This is a genomic window from Streptococcus sp. 27098_8_69, assembly GCF_041432445.1.
In the GTDB taxonomy this organism is placed as follows: Bacteria; Bacillota; Bacilli; order Lactobacillales; family Streptococcaceae; genus Streptococcus.
In genome coordinates this window covers 60,680-81,796 of the sequence record NZ_JAPVZO010000007.1, presented here as the reverse complement: position 1 = coordinate 81,796, position 21,117 = coordinate 60,680, and the positions used below count along the sequence as shown (strand labels likewise).

The 21,117-nt window shown below is 40.8% G+C and carries 19 protein-coding genes; 2 read left to right on the top strand and 17 right to left on the bottom strand.

The features are described from left to right. Positions 1-29 precede the first annotated feature (29 nt). The 5 genes from O3658_RS03990 to O3658_RS03970 form a co-directional block, all read right to left on the bottom strand. Positions 30-1,163 (bottom strand): N-acetylmuramoyl-L-alanine amidase family protein, encoded by a 1,134-nt coding sequence (locus O3658_RS03990; protein WP_371559457.1) that lies wholly within the window; start codon positions 1,161-1,163, stop codon positions 30-32. Positions 1,164-1,278: 115 nt separating this feature from the next. Next, a complete protein-coding gene (locus tag O3658_RS03985) occupies positions 1,279-2,886 on the bottom strand; it encodes a CTP synthase (RefSeq protein ID WP_371559456.1) in 1,608 nt (535 codons plus the stop codon). Between the two features lie 314 nt (positions 2,887-3,200). Further along, complete coding sequence (gene rpoE, locus O3658_RS03980; RefSeq protein ID WP_000418422.1) at positions 3,201-3,776, bottom strand: DNA-directed RNA polymerase subunit delta; 576 nt, start codon at positions 3,774-3,776, stop codon at positions 3,201-3,203. 292 nt (positions 3,777-4,068) lie between these two features. Then, positions 4,069-5,268 carry an ABC transporter permease gene (locus O3658_RS03975; RefSeq protein WP_371559454.1) on the bottom strand — a complete coding sequence of 400 codons (1,200 nt, stop codon included), beginning with the start codon at positions 5,266-5,268 and terminating at the stop codon, positions 4,069-4,071. Continuing rightward, the gene (locus tag O3658_RS03970; protein WP_371559453.1) at positions 5,265-6,158 is read right to left on the bottom strand and encodes an ABC transporter ATP-binding protein; all 894 of its coding nucleotides are present in this window, start codon (positions 6,156-6,158) and stop codon (positions 5,265-5,267) included. The genes O3658_RS03975 and O3658_RS03970 overlap by 4 nt, the downstream gene beginning before the upstream one ends. A gap of 326 nt (positions 6,159-6,484) precedes the next feature. Between O3658_RS03970 and O3658_RS03965 the strand changes: the two genes are divergently transcribed. Continuing rightward, positions 6,485-7,390: an alpha/beta fold hydrolase gene (locus O3658_RS03965; protein WP_371559452.1), complete on the top strand. Its 906-nt coding sequence runs from the start codon at positions 6,485-6,487 to the stop codon at positions 7,388-7,390. 120 nt (positions 7,391-7,510) lie between these two features. On the opposite strand, the gene pheT is transcribed toward O3658_RS03965, so the two are convergent. The 11 genes from pheT to O3658_RS03910 all read right to left on the bottom strand — a co-directional run bounded on the left by pheT (position 7,511) and on the right by O3658_RS03910 (position 19,151). Further along, positions 7,511-9,916 carry a phenylalanine--tRNA ligase subunit beta gene (pheT, locus tag O3658_RS03960; protein WP_371559450.1) on the bottom strand — a complete coding sequence of 802 codons (2,406 nt, stop codon included), beginning with the start codon at positions 9,914-9,916 and terminating at the stop codon, positions 7,511-7,513. Between the two features lie 130 nt (positions 9,917-10,046). After that, positions 10,047-11,093: a phenylalanine--tRNA ligase subunit alpha gene (pheS, locus tag O3658_RS03955; RefSeq protein ID WP_315639499.1), complete on the bottom strand. Its 1,047-nt coding sequence runs from the start codon at positions 11,091-11,093 to the stop codon at positions 10,047-10,049. Between the two features lie 276 nt (positions 11,094-11,369). Further along, positions 11,370-12,086, bottom strand: a complete 717-nt coding sequence (gene ldcB / locus O3658_RS03950; protein WP_315639506.1) for an LD-carboxypeptidase LdcB/DacB — start codon at positions 12,084-12,086, stop codon at positions 11,370-11,372. An 11-nt stretch (positions 12,087-12,097) separates the two neighbouring features. Next, entirely contained in the window at positions 12,098-12,559 is a 462-nt protein-coding gene (locus tag O3658_RS03945; RefSeq protein ID WP_371559449.1) for an HIT family protein, read from the bottom strand. A 53-nt stretch (positions 12,560-12,612) separates the two neighbouring features. Continuing rightward, complete coding sequence (locus O3658_RS03940; RefSeq protein ID WP_311523558.1) at positions 12,613-13,569, bottom strand: hypothetical protein; 957 nt, start codon at positions 13,567-13,569, stop codon at positions 12,613-12,615. A 17-nt stretch (positions 13,570-13,586) separates the two neighbouring features. Then, entirely contained in the window at positions 13,587-14,624 is a 1,038-nt protein-coding gene (locus O3658_RS03935) for a M42 family metallopeptidase (RefSeq protein WP_371559447.1), read from the bottom strand. 97 nt (positions 14,625-14,721) lie between these two features. Further along, positions 14,722-16,047, bottom strand: coding sequence for a branched-chain amino acid transport system II carrier protein (brnQ, locus tag O3658_RS03930; protein WP_371559446.1), 1,326 nt, complete (start codon positions 16,045-16,047; stop codon positions 14,722-14,724). A 166-nt stretch (positions 16,048-16,213) separates the two neighbouring features. After that, positions 16,214-16,495 carry a rhodanese-like domain-containing protein gene (locus O3658_RS03925; protein ID WP_153225193.1) on the bottom strand — a complete coding sequence of 94 codons (282 nt, stop codon included), beginning with the start codon at positions 16,493-16,495 and terminating at the stop codon, positions 16,214-16,216. Beyond that, positions 16,492-17,082, bottom strand: coding sequence for a uracil-DNA glycosylase family protein (locus O3658_RS03920; protein ID WP_153225192.1), 591 nt, complete (start codon positions 17,080-17,082; stop codon positions 16,492-16,494). Before O3658_RS03920 ends, O3658_RS03925 begins: the two co-directional genes overlap by 4 nt. Before the next feature lie 53 nt (positions 17,083-17,135). Beyond that, positions 17,136-18,536: a dipeptidase PepV gene (gene pepV, locus O3658_RS03915; RefSeq protein ID WP_371559444.1), complete on the bottom strand. Its 1,401-nt coding sequence runs from the start codon at positions 18,534-18,536 to the stop codon at positions 17,136-17,138. A gap of 9 nt (positions 18,537-18,545) precedes the next feature. Then, positions 18,546-19,151 carry a nitroreductase family protein gene (locus O3658_RS03910; RefSeq protein WP_371559442.1) on the bottom strand — a complete coding sequence of 202 codons (606 nt, stop codon included), beginning with the start codon at positions 19,149-19,151 and terminating at the stop codon, positions 18,546-18,548. A 220-nt stretch (positions 19,152-19,371) separates the two neighbouring features. Here O3658_RS03910 and O3658_RS03905 point away from each other — a divergent pair, with 220 nt between their 5' ends. After that, positions 19,372-20,181: an amino acid ABC transporter substrate-binding protein gene (locus O3658_RS03905; RefSeq protein ID WP_371559441.1), complete on the top strand. Its 810-nt coding sequence runs from the start codon at positions 19,372-19,374 to the stop codon at positions 20,179-20,181. A 63-nt stretch (positions 20,182-20,244) separates the two neighbouring features. Here O3658_RS03905 and O3658_RS03900 read toward each other — a convergent pair whose 3' ends face one another. After that, positions 20,245-21,078 carry a metallophosphoesterase gene (locus O3658_RS03900; protein WP_371559439.1) on the bottom strand — a complete coding sequence of 278 codons (834 nt, stop codon included), beginning with the start codon at positions 21,076-21,078 and terminating at the stop codon, positions 20,245-20,247. Between the last annotated feature and the right edge of the window lie 39 nt (positions 21,079-21,117).

Below are 21,117 nucleotides of genomic sequence, written 5' to 3'. Positions count from 1 at the left end.
CTTCTCAGTAGATTTTCTCTTTTTAAAATTTATTTCCAAGCGCCACTGCCATCTACATAGTAGCCATCTGGTGTGTAGGTATTGTGAAGCATCTTACCTGATGAATCAAGATAGTACCACTGACCGCCATCTTTGACCCAACCAGTCGCCATAGCACCTGAGTCTTTTAGGTAGTACCAAGAGCCGCTATCTTTCACCCAGCCTGTTGCCATGGAACCTGAGTTGTTTAGGTAATACCAAGTACCACCATCTTTAAGCCAGCCTGTTACCATAGCACCTGAATTGCTTAGGTAATACCAAGAGCTATTATCATATAGCCAATCGCTAGCAATCATAGCTCCTGATGATTTAAAGGCATACCAGTTGCCACCTTGATAGAGCCAAGTTTGATTGAACATGATCCCTTTATCATTCATAAAGTACCAAGTTCCCTTGTCCTTAACCCAAGCATTTTGAACTAATTGTCCTTGTTTTTGATAGTACCACTTTTCACTGTAATCCTTTTTTAGCCAGCTTTCTGCTTTTACAATCGGATAAAGTATTTTGAAGGCTCCTGCCCCCCTGTAGGAATGACTGATAACTCCTGGTTTTTGAAGTTTCAATTCTTCATAGTCGTCTGCCCAAGCAAAGACTTTTTGACCATTGACAGTTTCTGGTAAGGTAGCAGTGTAGGTCTTGGTTTGATAGTCCCATTTTGCATCAAGGTAGGTGTGTTGATCATTTGATTCGTCAATACGGAAGTAACCACTCTTTCCACCGTCATTATATACATCATCTACTACTTTAGTGGACCAGGTCTTTACTTCATTTCCGCTCTTGGCCTCGACCTTGATATCCCCTCTATAGCCATAAGGTACATAGAAATTCAGGTAACGCCCCTCTACACCCATCATAGACTTGTCCTTTTCTTGACCTAGGAAATTGACAGTTTGATCTTGACCATTGAGACTGACCGTCCACTCGATTTTCTCAGTTTTTGGCAAATCCAATACTTTGATATCTACTTCATGTCCATTGTCAAATCGGAGAATTTTGCCATCTTGATACTTAATACCACCCTTGACAACCCATTCTTCTTCCAATTCGAAGGCCTTTCCTGAATGAGGGAAAGCTAGTAAAGCTAGACTTGCTAGAGACAAACCAAATAGTGTAATTTTTTTCATAGGATTTCCTCCTGTTTTTTATGTTAATTATATCACTATGTTTTTATTTTGCAACTCATATCCTAAATTTGCAAGCAAAAAACCTCTGAGATTGTTCTCAAAGGTTCTGATTTTGCTAATTGCTGTTCTCAACCGCTGCTGTTACAAAAGCAGTGTAGAGTTCTTCTGGGCGATTTGGACGACTTGAAAGCTCTGGGTGGTACTGACAAGCCACAAAGAATTTGTTTTCTGGAATTTCCACAATTTCGACCAAGCGGTTGTCTGGTGAAACACCTGAAAAGACAAAACCTGCTCCTTCAAACTGTTCACGGAAGGCATTGTTAAATTCATAACGGTGACGGTGACGACGTTGCACCACCTCTTTGTTATGATAAGCTGCCGCTGCCTTCGAACCACGTTTTAACTTAGAAGGATAAAGTCCCAAACGAAGGGTACCACCCATGTCCTCAACATCAATCTGATCACGCATGATATCGATGATAGGGTATTTGGTATCAGGATTTAGCTCTGCTGAATTAGCTCCTTCAAGACCTAAGACATTACGGGCAAATTCGATACAGGTCAACTGCATACCCAAGCAGACTCCCAGCATTGGTACATCATTTTCACGCGCATAGCGAATCGCTTCAATCTTACCTTCTGTTCCACGTTGGCCAAAACCACCTGGAACGATGATTCCGTCAGCGTCAGATAGAAGTTCTGCCACATTGTCAGCTGTCACATCGTTAGCATTGACCCAATCAATCTTGACTTCTGCATCATTGGCATAACCAGAGTGTTTTAAGGCTTCAACAACGGAGATGTAGGCATCTTGCAACTCAACATACTTACCAACAAGGGCAATCTTGACTTGTTTTTTGAGGTTCATAACCTTGTCAACCATAGCTGACCACTCTGCCATATCTGCTGCAGGTGCATCTATTTTCAAATGGTCACAGACGATTTGATCCATACCTTGTGCTTGTAGGTTAAGTGGGATTTGGTAAAGATGATCCACATCCAAGGACTCGATGACAGCTTCTGGTGCCACATCACAGAACTGGGCTAGTTTATTTTTAATCCCTTGTCCAGCTGGTTTTTCTGTACGGATGACCAACATATTTGGTTGAATACCCAAACCACGCAATTCTTTGACAGAGTGTTGAGTTGGTTTGGTCTTCATTTCACCAGCTGCCTTGAGGTAAGGAAGCAAGGTTGTGTGGATATACATGACATTATCTGCACCCACATCTGCCTTCATCTGACGAAGAGCTTCTAAGAATGGAAGGGACTCGATATCGCCGACTGTTCCACCAACCTCTGTAATAATAACATCAGAGTCAGTCGTAAGAGCAGCACGCTTGATTTTTTCTTTCAAGGCATCTGTAATATGAGGAATAACTTGGACAGTTGCTCCAAGGTACTCTCCACGGCGTTCCTTACGAAGAACTTCGCTGTAGATTTTACCAGTTGTCACGTTTGAGTATTTGTTGAGGTTGATATCGATGAAACGCTCATAGTGGCCTAGGTCCAAATCTGTCTCAGCCCCATCATCTGTTACAAATACTTCTCCGTGCTGGTAAGGGCTCATGGTTCCTGGGTCAATATTGATATAAGGGTCAAATTTTTGAATGGTCACCTTCAAACCACGGTTTTTCAAAAGACGCCCAAGGCTCGCTGCAACGATCCCTTTCCCAATAGACGATACCACACCACCAGTGACAAAAATATATTTCGTAGACATAGATTCCTCTTTCTAAAATGCTCAAGGTCTTGTTTACTAACAGGGGATTGAGAAAACAAGACCTTCATCAATAACTACACCCCAAGAAGAAAAGCTTCCTGGAAAAAACAAAAATAGCTCCCTAAGAACTAGGGAGCTCCGACCTCTAAAAGAGGTGCCCGAACAATATATTACCTCAAAATGAAGCATTTGTCAAATAGAACAAATCGTTGACTTGGCATTCTATTTTGCATAACTCATTCAAACTAAAAAGAGGCTGGATCTAGGAAATCGAGACTTGATAGACCGATTCCAGCTCCAACTCCTTTTTATTTTTATTCTTCCTCTTCTTCAGAGTCTTCGTCGTCTTCTTCATTAAGATCGACTTCTTCATCTAGATCATCTGGGGCGATTTCATTGATTTCAGCATCGTAGGCTTCCACTTCATTCTTCTCATCATCTGGATTTTCATCATCATAAGAAAGAGCTGGATCTTCTTCGTATGCATCCTCATCTTCTGGATCATCTGCACTGTAATCAATAGCATCTGCATCACCATCCATAAAGGCATTGACACGTTTTTTCTTAGCCTTAGGTGCTACTTCTTCATCATCACTTTCTTCAAGAGCAATGATTTCCTCATCGATTTCATCAACTCCATACCATGAACGAAGACCCCATTTGTTATCTCCAAGGGAGATAAAGCTACCATCAAAGTTCAACTCTGTGTAGAACAAAGGCAAAGCTTCACGAATATCGCTATTAGAGGTACCGAGATAGTTTTGGATTTCATTAACCAAATCACTAAAATGCATTTCGTGATCACGACCACGGAGTTCCAAGATGGCACGAGCCACCTCAATCATAGATAGTTCACTTTTTTCTTGCCCAGCAAATACTTCTAATTCCAAAGCGTTTCTCCTCATTTTTTACTACTAACGCCAGAGTGGATAAACTCTGATCTCATTTTATCATGTACTCTTTATTGTACGATAATTTTGCCTAATAGTCAAAGGTTTAGGAGAAATAAATGTGAAATATTTCAGCTAATTAATACTCAATGAAAATCAAAGAGCAAACTAGGAAGCTAGCCACAGGCTGCTCAAAATACTGTTTTGAGGTTGCAGATGGAAGCTGACGTGGTTTGAAGAGATTTTCGAAGAGTATAAAAGACCTGGGAGATACACTCACAGGTCCGATACTTTATTTATAACTTAAAGCTCGTTTAAAGGTTTTCCAAATTCCTAAATCATCCGTTTGAAGAACCAAACTAGCATACATACGTCCAATAAAAGCTGTTGCAGTAACTGCAAAAATAACCGTTATAGCAAGCGAAATCCAAGCTTCTAGTCCATTTGCATAACCATTGATAGCTCTGAAAGGCATAAAGAAGGTTGAGACGAATGGAATGTAAGAACCGATTTTCAAGATTAAATTATCACCAGAAGTTCCTAATACTGTTACCCCAATGAAACCTACCATAATCAAAAGCATCAAAGGCGATAAGGCCTTACCAGAGTCTTCAGGTCGAGAAACCATAGAACCTAAGAAGGCAGCCAAGACCACATACATAAAGAGACTAACCAAGACAAACAACAAGGTATTTAGAGAAAATGCTTCTCCCAAGTGATTTAGAATACCTGAATTTGCCAAGATAGGCATATCCTTAAAGAAGAAAATAGCTCCAAGACCACCTACAACATAAATACCAATATGAGTCAAAATAACAAGAAGTAAGGCAATCATGCGGGCGTAGAAATAATGGCTAGCACGAATGCTTGAGAAGACCACTTCCATGATTTTGGTTCCTTTTTCACTAGCTACCTCTTGAGCAGTGACACTAGCATAAGTAATCAAAATCATATAGAGGAAGAAACCTAGTCCTGCAGCCGCAAAGGTTTGGACCATCTTTTTATTTTCCTTGGCTTCATCAATCTGTTCTTTAAATTGAACCGTTTGAGCCAAGCGTTTTTCCTGTTCCTGAGACAAATTTGCTTCTGAACGGTTGAGTTGGGATTGGAGTTCATTCAACTTAGCAGTCACTGCTAACTTAATGCCACTCTCTAGTGAAGTTTCACCATGATAGACTGCCTTGAGGACACTGTTCTCCTGGTCAATGGTTAGATAGCCTTTTATTTTTTCATCCTTGATAGCGGCTTGAGCACTTGCTTCATCCTTATAGTCAAAGTTAAGACCATTGGTCGATTTAAGTTCTTCTGTAACAAGAGGAACAGAACTAACTACTGCTACCTTACTATTTTGAGCTAAGGAAGAACCTTGGAGAACACCAATTCCTCCAGATAGACCTAAAAAGAGGAAAGGCGAAATCACCATAAAGAAGAAACTCCAAGACTTGACATGTCTTAGATAGGTTTCTTTGATTACAACCCACATATTTCTCATACTTCCACCCCTGATTCTAATTTAAAGATTTCATCGATTGTTGGAGCTTGTTGATCAAAAGTCGCGATATATTGACCTTGAGTCAATATTGGGAAGAGCTCTCTACCTGCACTTTCATCATCCAAGATCAACTTCCAGCTACCTTGCTTAGTCAAGCTAACCTGTTTGACATGAGGAAGACTCTCCAGTTCTTCCTTGCTTCGTTCACTTGAAACAAAAAGTCGTGTTTTGCCGTATTGATTGCGGACCTCTTGAACCGGTCCATGCAAGACCACACGCCCATCACGAATCATGAGGATATCATCACAAAGTTCTTCGACATTGGTCATGACATGGTCAGAAAAGATAATGGTCGCGCCACGTTCTTTTTCTTTCAAGATAACCCGCTTAAGAAGTTCGGTATTAACTGGATCCAAGCCACTAAAAGGCTCATCTAGGATAATCAAGTCTGGTTCATGAATCAAAGTGATAATCAACTGAATCTTCTGTTGATTTCCTTTTGAGAGACTTTTGATCTTATCCGTCAGTTTCCCCTTGACTTCCAGTTTTTCCATCCATTGAGGGAGTTTTTCTTTGATTTCCTTGGTGTCCATGCCTTTTAGGGTAGCCAAGTAACGAACTTGTTCAAGGACTGTCAATTTAGGCATAAGACTGCGTTCTTCAGGGAGATAACCAATGCGAGCATAGGTCTCCTGACGAATGTCTTGACCATCAAGCTCAATCTCCCCTTGATAGTCTAAAAATTTCAAAATGCTGTGAAAAATAGTTGTTTTCCCAGCTCCATTTTTCCCGACTAGTCCCAAAATACGCCCTGGTCGTGCTTGAAAGGCAACACCAAACAAAACTTGCTTAGGCCCAAAACTTTTCTCTAGATTTCTTACTTCGAGCATCATCCACCTCCGAAATTTATTGCACTCATTATACTCCTTTTTGATAGCATTTACAATGATTTATGTACATTTTTAAATCTTGATTTCAAGAAGGATATTTACTGGATAAGGACTTTATTGGCTCATCACCAAGAATTTTAGTCCTCCAGATTTTAAGTGATAAATTTATTATACTCATTTCTTGATAAATCCGTTGGCTATGTCCTCAAATGTTCATTTTCAGTCCTGAATTGTTACTAGCAATCTTCATCATTCTGCCTAGCTTATCGTGCTATTTTATGGTATATTTTTGATAGACTATAGATTATCATAGCAAGGAATCTGATATGAAAAAAAGACTTAAACTCGAACCAAACAACAATAACTTAATCATTTGGGAAGCTGAACAGCCAAAAGCCGTTCTTCAGCTTGTACATGGCATGGTAGAATACGTGGAACGATATGAAGAATTTGCTCTAGCCATGAATAACGAAGGCTTTACTGTTATCGGCCATAATCATCTCGGTCACGGCTATACTGCTCAAAATCCAAGTCAACTCGGAGTCTTTCCTGAATCTCCCGAGGAACTCATCGATGATATTGAAAGAGTGACCTCTTTTATTCAAGAAAGCTATCCAGAACTTCCAATCATCCTTCTAGGGCATTCTATGGGTTCTCTTATGTGTCGCTATTATGTAGCCAAACGAAAACCACCTATCAATGCCTTGATTATCATGGCGACTGGTCAACAGCCTCAATTTCTGACTCGATTCGCACTCATACTAACAGAATGCATCCGACTTATAAAAGGGAATAAACACCGTAGTAAACTCTTGACTTATCTATCAACTGATAGCTTTAATCGAACTATTAAAAATCCTAAAACATCTGTCGATTGGCTCTCAAAAAATGAAGAATCCAACCAAGCTTATCTGAAGGATCCATTCTGTCAATTCATACCTACTATTCCTATGTACAGATCCATTTTTTACTTTTCTAACCAAGTAGCGAGTAAACAAGTGATCAATGAGATTCCAACCCAACTCCCAATTCTCGTGATTTCGGGACAAGAAGATCCTCTGGGCGAAAATGGTAAAGGTATCGAAAGATTTGTAAAACTCCTAAAGGCTTCACATTCGAAAGTAAGCCTCCGATTAGTTGAAGAGGCTCGTCACGAAATTCTAAACGAGAATAATCGAAACGATACCTATCACTTCATAGCTGATTGGATGACAAAAAATATGGATGGCTGATCATCTTTGTAACAGTATTAAAAAGGAGTTGTTCCCCCGTCAATTTGATTCAATCATCAGGCTAAAGCTTGATGATTTTTTCTACTAAAAAATCCATCCCAAGGGATGGATAGAAGGTTTTTAACGCACTTCTGCATTCACTTTTTCTTCGAGTGATGCTTGGATTTTTTCCATGTAGCGTGCGACTTCTTCGTCGGTCAAGCTATCTTCTGGATTTTGGAAGGTCAAGCTATAAGCCATTGACTTCATACCAAGTCCTAGTTTTTCGCCTGAGAAGACATCAAAGAGTTTGATATCTGTCAAACGTTTCACGCCTGCAGCTTGGATAGCGTCTACAACTTCTTGGTGTGTGACTTCTGCCTTGAGGAGAAGGGCGATATCACGGCTCACCGCTGGGAATTTGGTGATTTCCACAAATGGAGTGGCTGGTTGAAGAGCTGTCTCAATAGCTGAAAGGTTGAGCTCTGCTACATAAGTTTCTGGAATATCGTAAGCCTTGGCTGTAACAGGATGTACTTGACCGAGGAAACCAAGGACTTGGTCACCGAGTGAGATCAAGGCTGTACGTCCTGGGTGAAGACTAGCAATTTCAGAGGTTGCTGTATAAGTCACTTCAAGCCCCAAGCGAGCAAAGAGAGCTTCCAAAATTCCCTTAGCATAGAAGAAGTCAACAGGAACTGCCGCAGTTTGGAAGTCTTTTTCAGCAACTAAGCCAGTCAAAGCAAAGGCAAAGCTATTGATTTCATTTGGCAATTCTTCTTTTGGATTTCCTGTTTGTTCAAAAACTTTTCCAATCTCGTAAAGAGCCAGGTTTTTGTTCTTACGAGCTACGTTGTAGGCAACTGTATCTAAAATACCTGAAACCATATTTTGACGGAGGACTGAACGGTCCACTGTCATTGGCCACATCAATTCTGTCAAATGACTTGGTTGAATCGTAAACTCAACTGCTTTTTCAGGAGTTGTTAGAGCGTAGGTGATGATTTCTGTCAGACCCGCTCCTTCTGCAATGGTACGTACTTGACGACGAAGTTTTTGTGTCGCAGTCAATTCACCTGCTGTCCCATCGTCTTTTGGAAGACTGGTTGGCAAGCGGTCATAACCATAGATACGAGCGATTTCTTCAAAAAGATCCGCTTCGATAGTGATGTCCCAACGACGACGTGGTACGCTTACTGTGAAGCTATCTGCATTTCCAGAAAGGCCAAAGCCAAGACGACGGAAGACGTCTTCTACATCTGCGTAAGAAAGTTCTGTACCAAGGACACGGTTGACGTCTGCAAGTGTTGAAGAAACTTCCACATCAGAAGTGTCAAGCTCACCTGCTGAAACAATGCCCTTACGTACTGTTGCTCCTGCAAGCTCTGCAATCATGCTTGCTGCTGCATCAAGGGCTTCATTAACGGTTGCCACATTGATACCTTTTTCAAAGCGTGAAGATGATTCTGAGCGAAGGTTGAGACGACCACTTGTCTTACGGATAGATTTGCCATTGAAGATAGCAGCTTCAAGAACTACACGAGTAGACTTTTCAGAGATTTCTGTAGCTTGTCCACCCATAACACCTGCAAGAGCTACTGGTTTATCAGCAACAGTGATCACTAAGTCATTTGTTTCCAAGTCACGCTCTTCACCGTCCAAGGTTACCAATTTTTCACCTTCACGCGCTTCACGCACACGGATCTCGCTTCCTTCAAAGGTATCGAAGTCAAAGGCATGCATCGGCTGACCAAAGTAAAGCAAGATATAGTTGGTCACGTCGACCACATTATTGATTGGACGGATACCTTCGTTCATGAGAAGGTTTTGCAACCATTGTGGACTTGGTGCGATGGTCACATTATCCAAGATACGAGCAGCATAGTAAGGCGCCTTGTCTGTCTCAATGCTGACAGAAAGAGCATCGGCTGCAGCTTGGTCTGTTTCTGTTAAGGTAAATTCTTTAAAGTTGACTGCCTTGTCATAGATAGCGGCTACTTCGTGCGCTACCCCACGCATAGAAAGAGCATCTGCACGGTTTGGCGTGATAGAAAGTTCGATGATTTCATCATCCAAGTCTAGGTAAGAGAATACTTCCTCACCTGGAACGGCATCTTGAGGCAAGATTTGGATGCCATCTGCGAATTCCTTTGGTACAACTGAGTCAGAAATCCCCAATTCACCAAGTGAGCAGATCATTCCGAGAGATTCTAAACCACGGATTTTCCCTTTTTTGATTTTGTAATTGTCAGCGATACGAGCTCCCGGAAGAGCCACCATGACCTTGATGCCTGCACGCACATTCGGTGCACCACAAACGATTTGACGGGCTTCTTCTTCGCCAACGTTAACCTGACAAACATGGAGGTGAGTTTCTGGCACATCTTCGCAAGACAAGACCTCACCGACGACAATTTTTGAGAGACCAGCAGCAGGTGAGTCGACACCTTCTACCTCAATCCCTGTAGTTGACATTTTCTCAGCCAACTCTTGTGATGGCACATCAATGTCCACCAATTCTTTTAACCATTTGTATGATACTAACATAATTCTGATCGTAAGATCTCATCAATCGAGACCTTTTCAATTCCTTTCTTTTTCTTCGAGTAAGCTCTTGCCATTTCTCACCGAGAGGAAATGACTAAAACTGTATAGGATTGTGTTTCAGGTTTCAAGCTTATTTAAACTGTTCTGAGAAGCGGACATCTCCTTGGTAGAATCCACGGATATCGTTGATTCCGTAACGAAGCATAGCTACACGTTCTTGTCCAAGACCAAAGGCAAAGCCAGAGTAGACAGTTGCATCGATACCACTCATCTCAAGGACACGTGGGTGAACCATACCGGCACCCATAATCTCGATCCAACCAGTTTTCTTACATACGTTACAGCCGCCTCCTCCACACTTAAAGCATGAAACATCAACCTCAACAGAAGGCTCTGTGAACGGGAAGTAAGATGGACGCAAACGGATTTGGCGCTCTTCACCAAACATTTTTTGTACAATCAACTGGAGGGTTCCTTGAAGGTCAGCCATAGAGATGTTTTTCCCAACAACCAAACCTTCGATTTGGTGGAATTGGTGACTGTGGGTCGCATCGTCCGTATCACGACGAAACACACGTCCTGGTGAGATCATTTTCAAAGGACCTTTAGAGAAATCATGAGCATCCATTGCACGCGCCTGAACTGGAGATGTGTGGGTACGGAGCAAGATTTCTTCTGTGATGTAGAAAGTGTCCTGCATATCACGGGCTGGGTGGTCTTTTGGAAGATTCATACGTTCAAAGTTGTAGTAGTCTTGCTCCACTTCAAATCCATCCACAACTTGGTAACCCATACCAATGAAGATATCTTCGATTTCTTCACTAGTTTGTGTAAGAACGTGACGGTGACCAGTCGCAACTGGACGACCTGGAAGTGTCACATCGATGCTTTCACTTGCTAATTGAGCTTCCACTTTCTTTTCTTCCAAGAGCTTAGCTGTTTCTTCAAAGGCAGCTGTTAGGACATCACGAGCCTCATTGACGTGTTTTCCGATAACAGGACGCATTTCTGCTGATACGTCCTTCATCCCTTTGAGGATTTCAGTAAGCGACCCTTTTTTACCAAGGACAGAAACACGCAATTCTTGCATCTCTTTTTCATTTTCAGCAGTAATCTGCTTCAAGCTAGCTAGCGTTTCTTCACGAAGCGCTTTTAATTGTTCTTCAATAGTTGACATAATTCCTCCATCAGTCTCTCGTAGATAAAAAGAAAACCACATGCCAAAAACTCCATTCGGAGCGTTGACACGCGGTACCATCCGTTTTTATCTGACAAGTCAGACCTTTATTTCTGAATCCATAGGCAAGTGAATTCACCCAGCTTTCATATAGAGAGCTTTCAGTCACGGCTCTCCTCCCTGATATACTTCCCCTGAGATACTAGTCTTGCAGATTCCTATTTAATTATTATTCATTTTATCAAATTTTAAGTAATCTTGCAAGATGTTTTGCGACTAATCAACATAGTCTCCACCTTCAAAACCGTAATACTCTTCCAAACTGAGGCCACTTGCTGCAATTTCTTTGGCTTCTTTGCCAACATAGCGAAGGTGCCATTCTTCAGCCATATATCCTGTTTCTTTTTCCTTACCTTTAAGATAACGAACTACAAAGCCATAGTCAGCAGCATGATCCAAGAGCCATTGAGCTGCTTTTTCTTCTGTCACTAAGTCTCCATCTGTGCCGATAAGGTCGAAAGCAAGACCAGTTTGGTGTTCACTATATCCAGGTCGTGCAGAATAGCGGTCAGCCTCTGCCTTTCCGTCTTGATTGACATAATCTTGATACAATTTAACCTGAGTCTCATAACTTCTAAATCCACTATAGTGGTCGCTGATTGGGAAACCTGCTTGCTGCATAGCTGCAATAAGTTTCAACAGTTCTGCCTTAGCGGTAGGATTTTCTCCTGGATTATAATCTTTAGATAAGGGATAGTGTTTATTAGCGATAACAATTTCATCGTACTTGCCTTGAATGCTATAGTAATCTCCCTTATTGACCACTTCCGCTTTCTTTTGACTAGCTTCCTGAGATTTACTTCCCGCGGTTCCTTCTTGTACAGTCTTTTGCTCTGAAGAAGCTTTTGCGTCAGAAGTTGCTGGTTTTTCTTGCGAACAAGCCGCCAATGTTAGGGCTAGTAGTCCAGACAAGATAAGGTATCTTTTTTTCATGATTTATCCTTTCATATGATAACTTTATCCAATTCAACGGATAAAGTTTGGATTAAGTTTTCTAATTGTTTCGGTTGCACTTGGCAATCTTCTGCTGCCATTTCTTCCCAAGGAACCCACCAGACTGGACCACGACCATTAAGACCGTGCCCCTTCATATCACCCTCACGTCTCGGAAAAATATGCCAGTGGGCATGGGCATCCTCATTTCCAAGCAACTCTACATTCATCTTTTCAGCAGAGAAGGCTTTAGAGACAGCTTCCTGAACCATACTCATTTCCTCTAAAAAACGAAGTTTAACACTTGGATCTAGATGATGTAGTTCTGTGACATGTTCCTTTGCTAAAAACAGAGTGTAACCTTCAAAGTACTGGTGGTCACCAATCACAACATAGCCTGTTTCTAATTCCTTGACAAAGTAGGGATTATTACCAGACTTGATGAGTTCAATTCGTTGACAAATGAGGCACATAAGTTTCTCCTTTCAACTCTAAAAGGGTGTGATTAAGGTCAAAGAGTCGGTGTTTATAGGTCATCATTCCCCTCCCTCTTATCTTTATGAAATAAAATCTTAATCTTATTTAAAAATGGAATAACTTTAAAATAATTTCTTAAGCGTCTCTCACTTAACTTAGGTCCCTGTAGTTTTCTATATTCTTCGATATAAATTGTAGATACTTTACCAATTTCACTTTCCCCGAAAATAATAGCTTTTGAAATTACTTCACCAAGACTTAGACAAAATGAAACCATTCCAACAAGCAGAGCAATAAAAGAATTATTATACAAATAATACGCTATTCCAGCATCAACTGCGGCAATAACGAAAAGGAGTACTGTAATGCGTATTTCAGATTTTCTATCATCGCTTTCATTAATACTCAATTCTGGGAGTAAAAAAATTAAGGTTACAATAACAATCAACCAATAAGCTAATAACAAAGAGAATCCAGTGGGTTGTTCGATAAAACTCTTATACCCAGAGTATATGAAAAATAGCTGAAGTAATAACATCGCATACTGAAATAAATTAAACCATATTTTAGCTGAATTTATGAGCGGAATATTATTTTCTACTTTAATATCTAGTAATCGCTTAGAAATTTGTATCCGATGAGCTAGTTCTTTTAAATCTTCTATTTGAAGTATTTGAGAAGCAAGTTTTTTCTCTATAATTTCTATTTGATACCACACATATCCATCATCTTCTATCCACTGATATTTTCCAAAAGTTTTTATTTTTCGTCCATACGGATTAATTTTTTGAGAAATTTTAAAAAGTAGTTTTTCTAAATCTGGATTAGTAATTCCTTTATCGACCAGTTCATCAGCATAAACAACTAGTTCTTTAAAGTTTTCTTGTTTATTTTCATACACATACTTACGATAGTCCTCTTTTTTCTTTTGAAAATAAGCATACAAACTCGAAATCAATCCTGTTATTATAGCAGGCGTTGCTATTTGTTTCAGTATTTCATACATAGTACTTTATCGACTCTTCAGTCCACCAACCCACTCTTGAGATAAGCATCCACCATACGCTCAGTAGCCACTACAGAATCAGTATGAGTACGCTCGTATGAGTGACTTGACTCAATACCTGCTCCTAGAAGAGCGTGCTTAACCTCTGCTCCAGCTGACATCGCTGCAGAAGCATCAGAACCATAAAATGGATAGATATCTAGTTTGAATGGAATGTCTTGCTCTTTTGCAAGGGCAACCAAGTGTTGACGGAATTCATAGTGATAAGGACCTGAAGCATCCTTGACACAGATAGAGACTGTGTACTCGTCTGTCTGCTGATCATCTCCCATTGCTCCCATATCCACAGCTAGATATTCGACAACTTGACTAGGGATGCTTGAGTTAGCACCATGCCCCACTTCTTCAAAGACTGAAAAGGCAAAATGCGTAGTGACAGGAAGTTCAATTCCTTCTTCTTTGTAGACTTTGAGGAGATTAAGGAGAATAGCTGCGCTGACCTTGTCATCCAAATGACGAGACTTGATAAAGCCTGTCTCAGTCACGACAGTTCGTGGGTCAAAGCTGATAAAATCACCAACCTCGATACCGAGTGCGCGTGTTTCTTTTTCATTGGTCACTTTTTCATCCAAACGAACTTCCATATTGTCCTGTGTACGTTCCGCTGTTCCCGCATCTTTGTAAACGTGACAAGAAGTTTGGTGGATCAAAATCGTACCTGAAATAGTTTTCCCTGTATTAGCTACATGGACCGTACAGTTTTCACCCTCAATCATATTCCAAGGATAACCACCGATACGGTCCATTTTGAGACGACCATCTGGTTTAACAGCGCGAACGATAGCTCCCAGGGTATCCACATGGGCAGTTACATAGCGATGTTGCTCATTATTTTTACCTTTAATGGTAACATTCACTCCACCTTTAGCAGTACGAATAGGTTGATAGCCTAGTTTTTCAAGCGTCTCAACTAAATAATTCGTAATTTCACGCGTAAAACCTGTTGGTGACGCAATAGCAGTTAGTTCTTTGATATATTCTATAGTTTGATTCATTTCTTCACCTCTTTTGCTACCTATTATAACACATTTATCATCGGATAAAAAAAGAAAATCACTCCTGTAGACTTAGCTACAAAAGTGATTTTAGTGATTATTCCATTTCAAAAGCTTCACTTTCTTGTTTATTTGGAAGAACAAGAGAAAGCAAAATCCCAATAACTGCTGGTACTAACCATGGCAATGAAGCCTTAGCAAATGGTAGAGCATTCACAATATTGGCAAGGAAGGTCACTTCAAATGAACTTCCCAAGACACTAGCTACGGCAATAGCTGTAACAAGACCCATCGTCAATTGCATGCCTGGTTTTGAAAGTGGTACAAACTTGTTCACAATCACAATCATCACAATCACAATGGTAATTGGATACAAGACAACTAGGACAGGGATAGAATATTTAATAATTGCATCAAGACCAAGGTTGGCAATTGCAAAACCAATCAAGGTAAAGACAGTCGCATAAACCTTATAGCTGATTTGTGGGAAACGTCCGTTAAAGAATTCTGCAGTTGAAACAATCAACCCTACAGTCGTTGTGAAGCAGGTTACTGTTACCATGGCTGCTAGGAATAATTGAGCTGTTGAACCAAAGATTTCTTGGGTCGCTTGTGACAAGATATAAACCCCTGGAGTTCCACCCTTCATCGCTTCTTCTGTCATTGGGAAGTGATTTCCAAGGAAACCTAGGCCAATGTATAGAGCACTAAAGCCAAGTGCTACGACAATTCCGACTACCCAAATGGTTGAGATGTACTCTTTTTTACTAGAAAATCCAAGTTGTTTCAAGGTTTGAACCGCAATTACACTAAAGGCAACAGATGCAAGAGCATCAAGAGTATTATAGCCTTCAAGGAATCCTGCTCCAAATGCTGAAGCCTGATAAGCCTCGGTGGCTGCTTGTGGAGCATTTCCACCATATTTGAAGGCTCCAAGGATTACCAAGATGATGATCAAGAGGGCAAAAACTGGAGTCAAAATACGACCGATACGATCCAAGATCTTTGAAGGATTGAGCGCGATTAAGTAGGCTGCAACGAAGTAGATAAGGGTAAAGACAATCAAGCCTAGACCTTTGTCAGCCTCTGCTAAGAGGGGACTAATCCCTACTGCATAGGAAGTTGTTGCTGTACGTGGGATGGCAAAGAATGGACCAATCGACAAGTACAAAACTGCTAGATAAATCGTCGCAAACCATGGTGAAATTTTCTTAGAAATTTCATAGATATAACCCTTCGGATTAAGGGTTCCAATAATCAAAGTTAGGACGGCAATCCCAACACCCGAAAATACAAATCCTGCAATGGCAGGGAGAAAGTTTTCTCCAGACTGTGCGCCTAGAGTTGGAGGGAAAATCAAGTTACCTGCTCCAAAAAATATTCCAAACAGGAGTAATCCTGTTAAAGCACCTTTTTTAGCCATAAACTCTCCTTATTAAAAATAAAATACTTTCTTAGTATAACATGATTAAAGGCTAGAAAAGGCTGTCACGAAATAATTCTAAAATGTTTTCAATTTTCCGAATTTTAATGCAAAAAAATCCTTCGAGTCCTTTCTCATTTTTAAAAGGTTTCGAAGGAAATTTTTCTTATTCTAAGGCATCCATGCCACCTTGGACATTGACAACCTCATAGCCTTGTTCTGTTAAAAATTGGCAGGCACGTGCTGAACGGATACCTGACTTACAAATCACATAGTAAGGCTGGGTTTTATCTAGTTGTTCATAAGCATCAGCCAGTTGACTGAGAGGGAAATTACGAACACCTTCTAAATGAAGAGCCTCAAATTCCTCTACTTCTCTCACATCCAATACAGAAAGCGACTCTTTCTGATAAAGCTGGTAAAAATTGTTAAAAGTAATTTCTTTCATTTTTCTTCTCCGAGAATTTTTTGTATTCTATCTTTCAAGTCAGGCACTACTTCTGCCTCAAACCAAGGATTTTTTTTCATCCAGATTTGATTACGGGGTGAAGGATGTACCAGAGGGAAATAATCAGGCAAATAATCCTTGAACCGATGCACACGGTCTGTCACCTTGCCACTAACTTTCTCATGTAGATAGTAGGCTTGGGCATACTGACCAATCAAGAGGGTTAATTGAATATCTGGTAATTCCTTCAAGAGTTCTGGATGCCATTTTTCTGCAAAACCTGGACGAGGTGGTAGGTCACCCGATTTCCCATGACCTGGAAAGTAGAAATCCATGGGCATGACTGCAAAGTAACCTGAATTGTAAAAGGTGTCTTCATCCACACCTAGCCACTCGCGCAGGCGGTCACCACTTTTATCCTTCCAGTATAGTCCTGCTTCCTGGGTTTTGAGACCAGGTGCCTGGCCAATGATATTGATACGAGCTGTTTTTGGTGCTGCAAAGAGTGGCTCGATGCCTTGCTCAGTATAGCTGGCATTCTGTGGATCTTCCATGATAGCTTGCTTGATTCTTTCGATTTGAGACATCTGCTTTCCCTCCAAAAAGAAGTCTAAGCATTAAATCTCAGACTTCTATAGCATTATTTGATCAATTCATAGATAGCTTCGGCATAGATTGCTGCAGCACGGAAAAGATCGTCCAAGGCGATAAATTCATTGGCTTGGTGCATGGTATCGATAGAATCTGGGAACATAGCACCGTAGGCTACACCACGCTCTAAGAGACGTCCAAATGTTCCACCACCGATAACTTGTTCGTGACCTTTAAGACCTGTTTGTTTTTCATAAACATTCAATAAGGTTTGAACGAGTGGATCTTCCATTGGTACGTAGTGAGGAGTGTGACCATGTTCAGAGAGGCTAACTGAAGCAACTGGCAAGGTTTCAAGAACTGACTTGATTTGCTCTGGGCTTGTTCCTTTTGGATAACGGAAGTTGAGGGCAATGGTATTGTCAGCACTTGATTCGTCGAAGCGGAAGACACCCGCATTCATAGAAAGAGCACCCATCTTTTCATCCACATGAGCTACTTTCAAGTTCTTGCCTTCGTGGTCGTTCAAAAGAATCTTACCAGCAATATCGAGGTAGTCTTTTGCAGGTCCTTCAAAAGCAAATTGGCTGAGGAAGAGGGCAAGATAAGTTGCACCATTGATACCTGAAGCAGGCATAGCACCGTGAGCTGATTTACCAATTACAGTCACCTTGTACTGACCGTTCTCTTCTTGGATTTCTCCTCTGAGTTTGTGCTCTGCAACGAAAGCGTCTAGTTTCCCTTGCAAGTCTGCTAAGTCACCTGAAATGACTGCTGTTGCTGATTCTGGAACCATGTTTTCACGCAATCCACCTGTAAAGCTGTGAAGACGAGCTGCACCAGTATTTTCACCGGCAAAGTGAAGGTATTCAGTGATATTTCCTTTTTCACCATTGATGATAGGGAATTCAGCATCCGGAGAAAAACCAAAGTCTGGTTTCGCAAGTCCTACATGCTCGAAGTAGTAGTCCATGTCTGCCCAACCTGATTCTTCGTCTGTTCCCACGATGAAACGAACTTTTTTAGAAGTTGGAAGACCCAATTCTTTGATGATTTTCAAACCATAATAACATGCTGTAGTTGGTCCCTTATCGTCAGAAGCACCACGCGCATAGAGACGACCATCTTTGATAGTTGGAGTGTAAGGATCAGTATCCCATCCACTACCTGCTGGCACTACGTCCATGTGGGCAAAAATTCCGAGAACTTCTTCTCCTTGACCAAACTCAAAATGACCTGCGTAGTTGTCAACATTTTTTGTTGGGTAGCCATCACGGTCAGCGATTTCAAGGAATTTTTCCAAGGCTTTTACTGGACCAGGTCCAAAAGGATGCTGCGCATCTGCCTTGCTGTCATCACGTTCTGAGTTGATTTCCAAAAGGATAAACAAGTCAGCCAAGAGGTCTTCTTTACGTTTTTCTACTTCTGCTGTAAAATCAATAACTGTCATTTTTTCTTCCTATCTTTTTTCGATAATTTCATCTACTGGTAAGCGGTAGCTTGGTTCCAACTTCTCATCTGTGTATCCCACTGTAATCAAGAGCTCTGGACGGAAGCGTTCTTCGATTTCCAAGACTTCATTGACTTTTGATTTGTCAAAACCAAGGATAATGTTTGATCCGATTCCTTGGTCAGTCAAAGCAAGGACCAAGTTCATAGCTACAAGCCCAGCATTAAGAGCCAAGTAGTCACTGACTTGTTGTTCGTTGTAACGTGCAAACTCAGCTGGAAGATTTTTCAAGAAGTATTGCAGTTGCTCTTCTGAGAAATTGTTGGCACCACCAGTACGGGCAATCTTGCGAGCACGTTTAGCTAAGTCTGTATCTGTAAACAAGGCAATAGTTACAGGTGCAGATGCTACTTGCTCAAAGTTTGAACCGTAAGCCAATTTTGCTAGTTCAGCATTTTTCTCACGAACCACGACGAATTTCCAAGGCTGACTGTTGTGAGCGCTTGGTGCCAAGGTTGCGATTTCGATAGCTGTACGAACATCCTTCGGATCGACAGGTTTATCAATAAAATGCTTGGTCGCATGACGTTTTTTATTTAACTCAAGAAATTTCATAATTGATTTCCTTTTCTATTTCTATTGCTTCCATTTTACCACATTCTGAAAGAGCTTGCAGAGATTTTTCATTGGTGAAACAAATTATCTTTTTCTTACTTGAGTTGTTTACTACAAAACTGGAAATTATAATATTTCTCTATCACTTCCATAAAAATATATATTGGATATCTGACTGATTGTCTGGTAAGCTAGATAACATTAAGTAAAGGAGACTCTTATGAAAAAATTATTCTTATTATTGGCCATTAGTCCCTTGTTGGTAGCCTGTGGACAAGCCAAACAAGATAGCACTTCTACTGCCACTACTAGTCCTAAAACCATTGTCGTAGCCACTGCCAGAGACATCCCACCTTTTGACTTTGAAAAAGATGGAAACCTGACTGGATATGATGTTGAAGTTTTAAAAGCAGTCGATGAAAAACTAGACCAATACAAGATTGAATTCCAAAAAACAGCCTGGGAAAGTATCTTCCCTGGAGTGGATGCCGGCCGTTACCAAACTGCTGCCAATAACCTAAGCTACACCAAAGAGAGAGCAGACAAATACCTCTACTCACTCCCAATCGCTAAAAATCCTTTGGTTCTCGTGAGCAGAAAAGACAAGGCTCTTACCTCTATTCAAGACATCGCTGGTAAAACAACCCAGGATGATACTGGAACTTCTACTGCCAAGGTTGTTACCGACTGGAATCAAAGCCACTCCGACAACCCTGCAACTATCCAATACTCTGGTGAGGATGTCGCTAAACGTCTGACTGATCTCGCCAATGGTGAATTTGATTTCCTAATCTTTGATAAAATCTCTGTGCAAAAGATTATCCAAGACCGAGGTTTAGACTTGAACGTGGTTGACTTGGAAAGCAATGACAATCCAAACAACTACATCATCTTCTCAAGTGACCAAAAAGAATTTAAAGAGCAATTTGACAAGGTCCTCAAAGAACTCTACCAAGATGGAACCCTTGAAAAACTCAGCAAAACCTATCTCGGTGGTTCTTACCTACCAGATCAGTCTCAATTACAATAAGATATATTAAAAACGATTGGCTCGTCCAATCGTTTATTTAGTATCTGTTCATTAAAGCAACTCTTACAAAAAATCAAAATAATTTTTCACATCCTCCACATAGCCATGCTTTTCAATTAGGCTAGCAAGTAATTCCCTATTATGGCCTTGGTAATTGTCTTCTCGTCGCAACTCTTCATACATTTCTATAAAAGGAAGTCCTTTTTCCTTGGCTGATTCTAGCTCTGCTTCATAATCATAGGCAACCTTACGAAATTGGATATTGACCAATTCACCATTTTCAACCTCAAGCAAGGCATACTGGGCTCGGTGATTTTTCAGCCCTTCCCAGTCAAAATAAGGCATACCAATCGAACCTGGATTGATAATTTGTTGCCCTTGACTACCATAACGCAAAAGCTGTTTATGAACATGTCCATAGACGGCTACATCAGTAGTTTCATCAAGTAGCTGGTCAAATTTATCGGTATTATTTTCAACCAGTAAATCCCTACCATAGTTTTTCTCAGGCAAATTATGAGAAAGTGAGAATCGCAAGCCTTCGATTTCTTTCTTGGCTATCATAGGTAGCTTTCTCAACCAATCAATATGCTCTGGGTTTAGACACTCCATCAGATACTGGGTCATCCTGAGAAGCTGAATTTCTTGAGGATCCTCTAAACCATATTGCCCATCTAAAGCCTCTAAAACACAATCATCCCAGTTTCCTCGAACGGATGCTGTAATGGGTAGGCCTTTCAAAAGAGCCACCAAGTCATTTGCTCCCGGCCCAGGAAGAAAAATATCTCCCAAAAGCCAATATTCAGTCGCTCCCAAATTTTTAGCGTCCTCAAGTACTCCAGCTAAGGCCGTCGTGTTGCCATGTATGTCTGATAAAATTGCAATCTTATGGTTCATTTTCTGCTCTTTCTTTAGTGGATAGCTTTCGGTTTATTC

Bases quoted from the DNA above. Each gene is read 5' to 3' on its own strand.
- O3658_RS03990 (WP_371559457.1), bottom strand. From the start codon at position 1,163: ATGAAAAAAATTACACTATTTGGTTTGTCTCTAGCAAGTCTAGCTTTA.
- O3658_RS03985 (WP_371559456.1), bottom strand. From the start codon at position 2,886: ATGTCTACGAAATATATTTTTGTCACTGGTGGTGTGGTATCGTCTATT.
- O3658_RS03975 (WP_371559454.1), bottom strand. From the start codon at position 5,268: ATGAGAAATATGTGGGTTGTAATCAAAGAAACCTATCTAAGACATGTC.
- O3658_RS03970 (WP_371559453.1), bottom strand. From the start codon at position 6,158: ATGCTCGAAGTAAGAAATCTAGAGAAAAGTTTTGGGCCTAAGCAAGTT.
- O3658_RS03965 (WP_371559452.1), top strand. From the start codon at position 6,485: ATGAAAAAAAGACTTAAACTCGAACCAAACAACAATAACTTAATCATT.
- pheT (WP_371559450.1), bottom strand. From the start codon at position 9,916: ATGTTAGTATCATACAAATGGTTAAAAGAATTGGTGGACATTGATGTG.
- pheS (WP_315639499.1), bottom strand. From the start codon at position 11,093: ATGTCAACTATTGAAGAACAATTAAAAGCGCTTCGTGAAGAAACGCTA.
- ldcB (WP_315639506.1), bottom strand. From the start codon at position 12,086: ATGAAAAAAAGATACCTTATCTTGTCTGGACTACTAGCCCTAACATTG.
- O3658_RS03945 (WP_371559449.1), bottom strand. From the start codon at position 12,559: ATGTGCCTCATTTGTCAACGAATTGAACTCATCAAGTCTGGTAATAAT.
- O3658_RS03940 (WP_311523558.1), bottom strand. From the start codon at position 13,569: ATGTATGAAATACTGAAACAAATAGCAACGCCTGCTATAATAACAGGA.
- O3658_RS03935 (WP_371559447.1), bottom strand. From the start codon at position 14,624: ATGAATCAAACTATAGAATATATCAAAGAACTAACTGCTATTGCGTCA.
- brnQ (WP_371559446.1), bottom strand. From the start codon at position 16,047: ATGGCTAAAAAAGGTGCTTTAACAGGATTACTCCTGTTTGGAATATTT.
- O3658_RS03925 (WP_153225193.1), bottom strand. From the start codon at position 16,495: ATGAAAGAAATTACTTTTAACAATTTTTACCAGCTTTATCAGAAAGAG.
- O3658_RS03920 (WP_153225192.1), bottom strand. From the start codon at position 17,082: ATGTCTCAAATCGAAAGAATCAAGCAAGCTATCATGGAAGATCCACAG.
- pepV (WP_371559444.1), bottom strand. From the start codon at position 18,536: ATGACAGTTATTGATTTTACAGCAGAAGTAGAAAAACGTAAAGAAGAC.
- O3658_RS03910 (WP_371559442.1), bottom strand. From the start codon at position 19,151: ATGAAATTTCTTGAGTTAAATAAAAAACGTCATGCGACCAAGCATTTT.
- O3658_RS03905 (WP_371559441.1), top strand. From the start codon at position 19,372: ATGAAAAAATTATTCTTATTATTGGCCATTAGTCCCTTGTTGGTAGCC.
- O3658_RS03900 (WP_371559439.1), bottom strand. From the start codon at position 21,078: ATGAACCATAAGATTGCAATTTTATCAGACATACATGGCAACACGACG.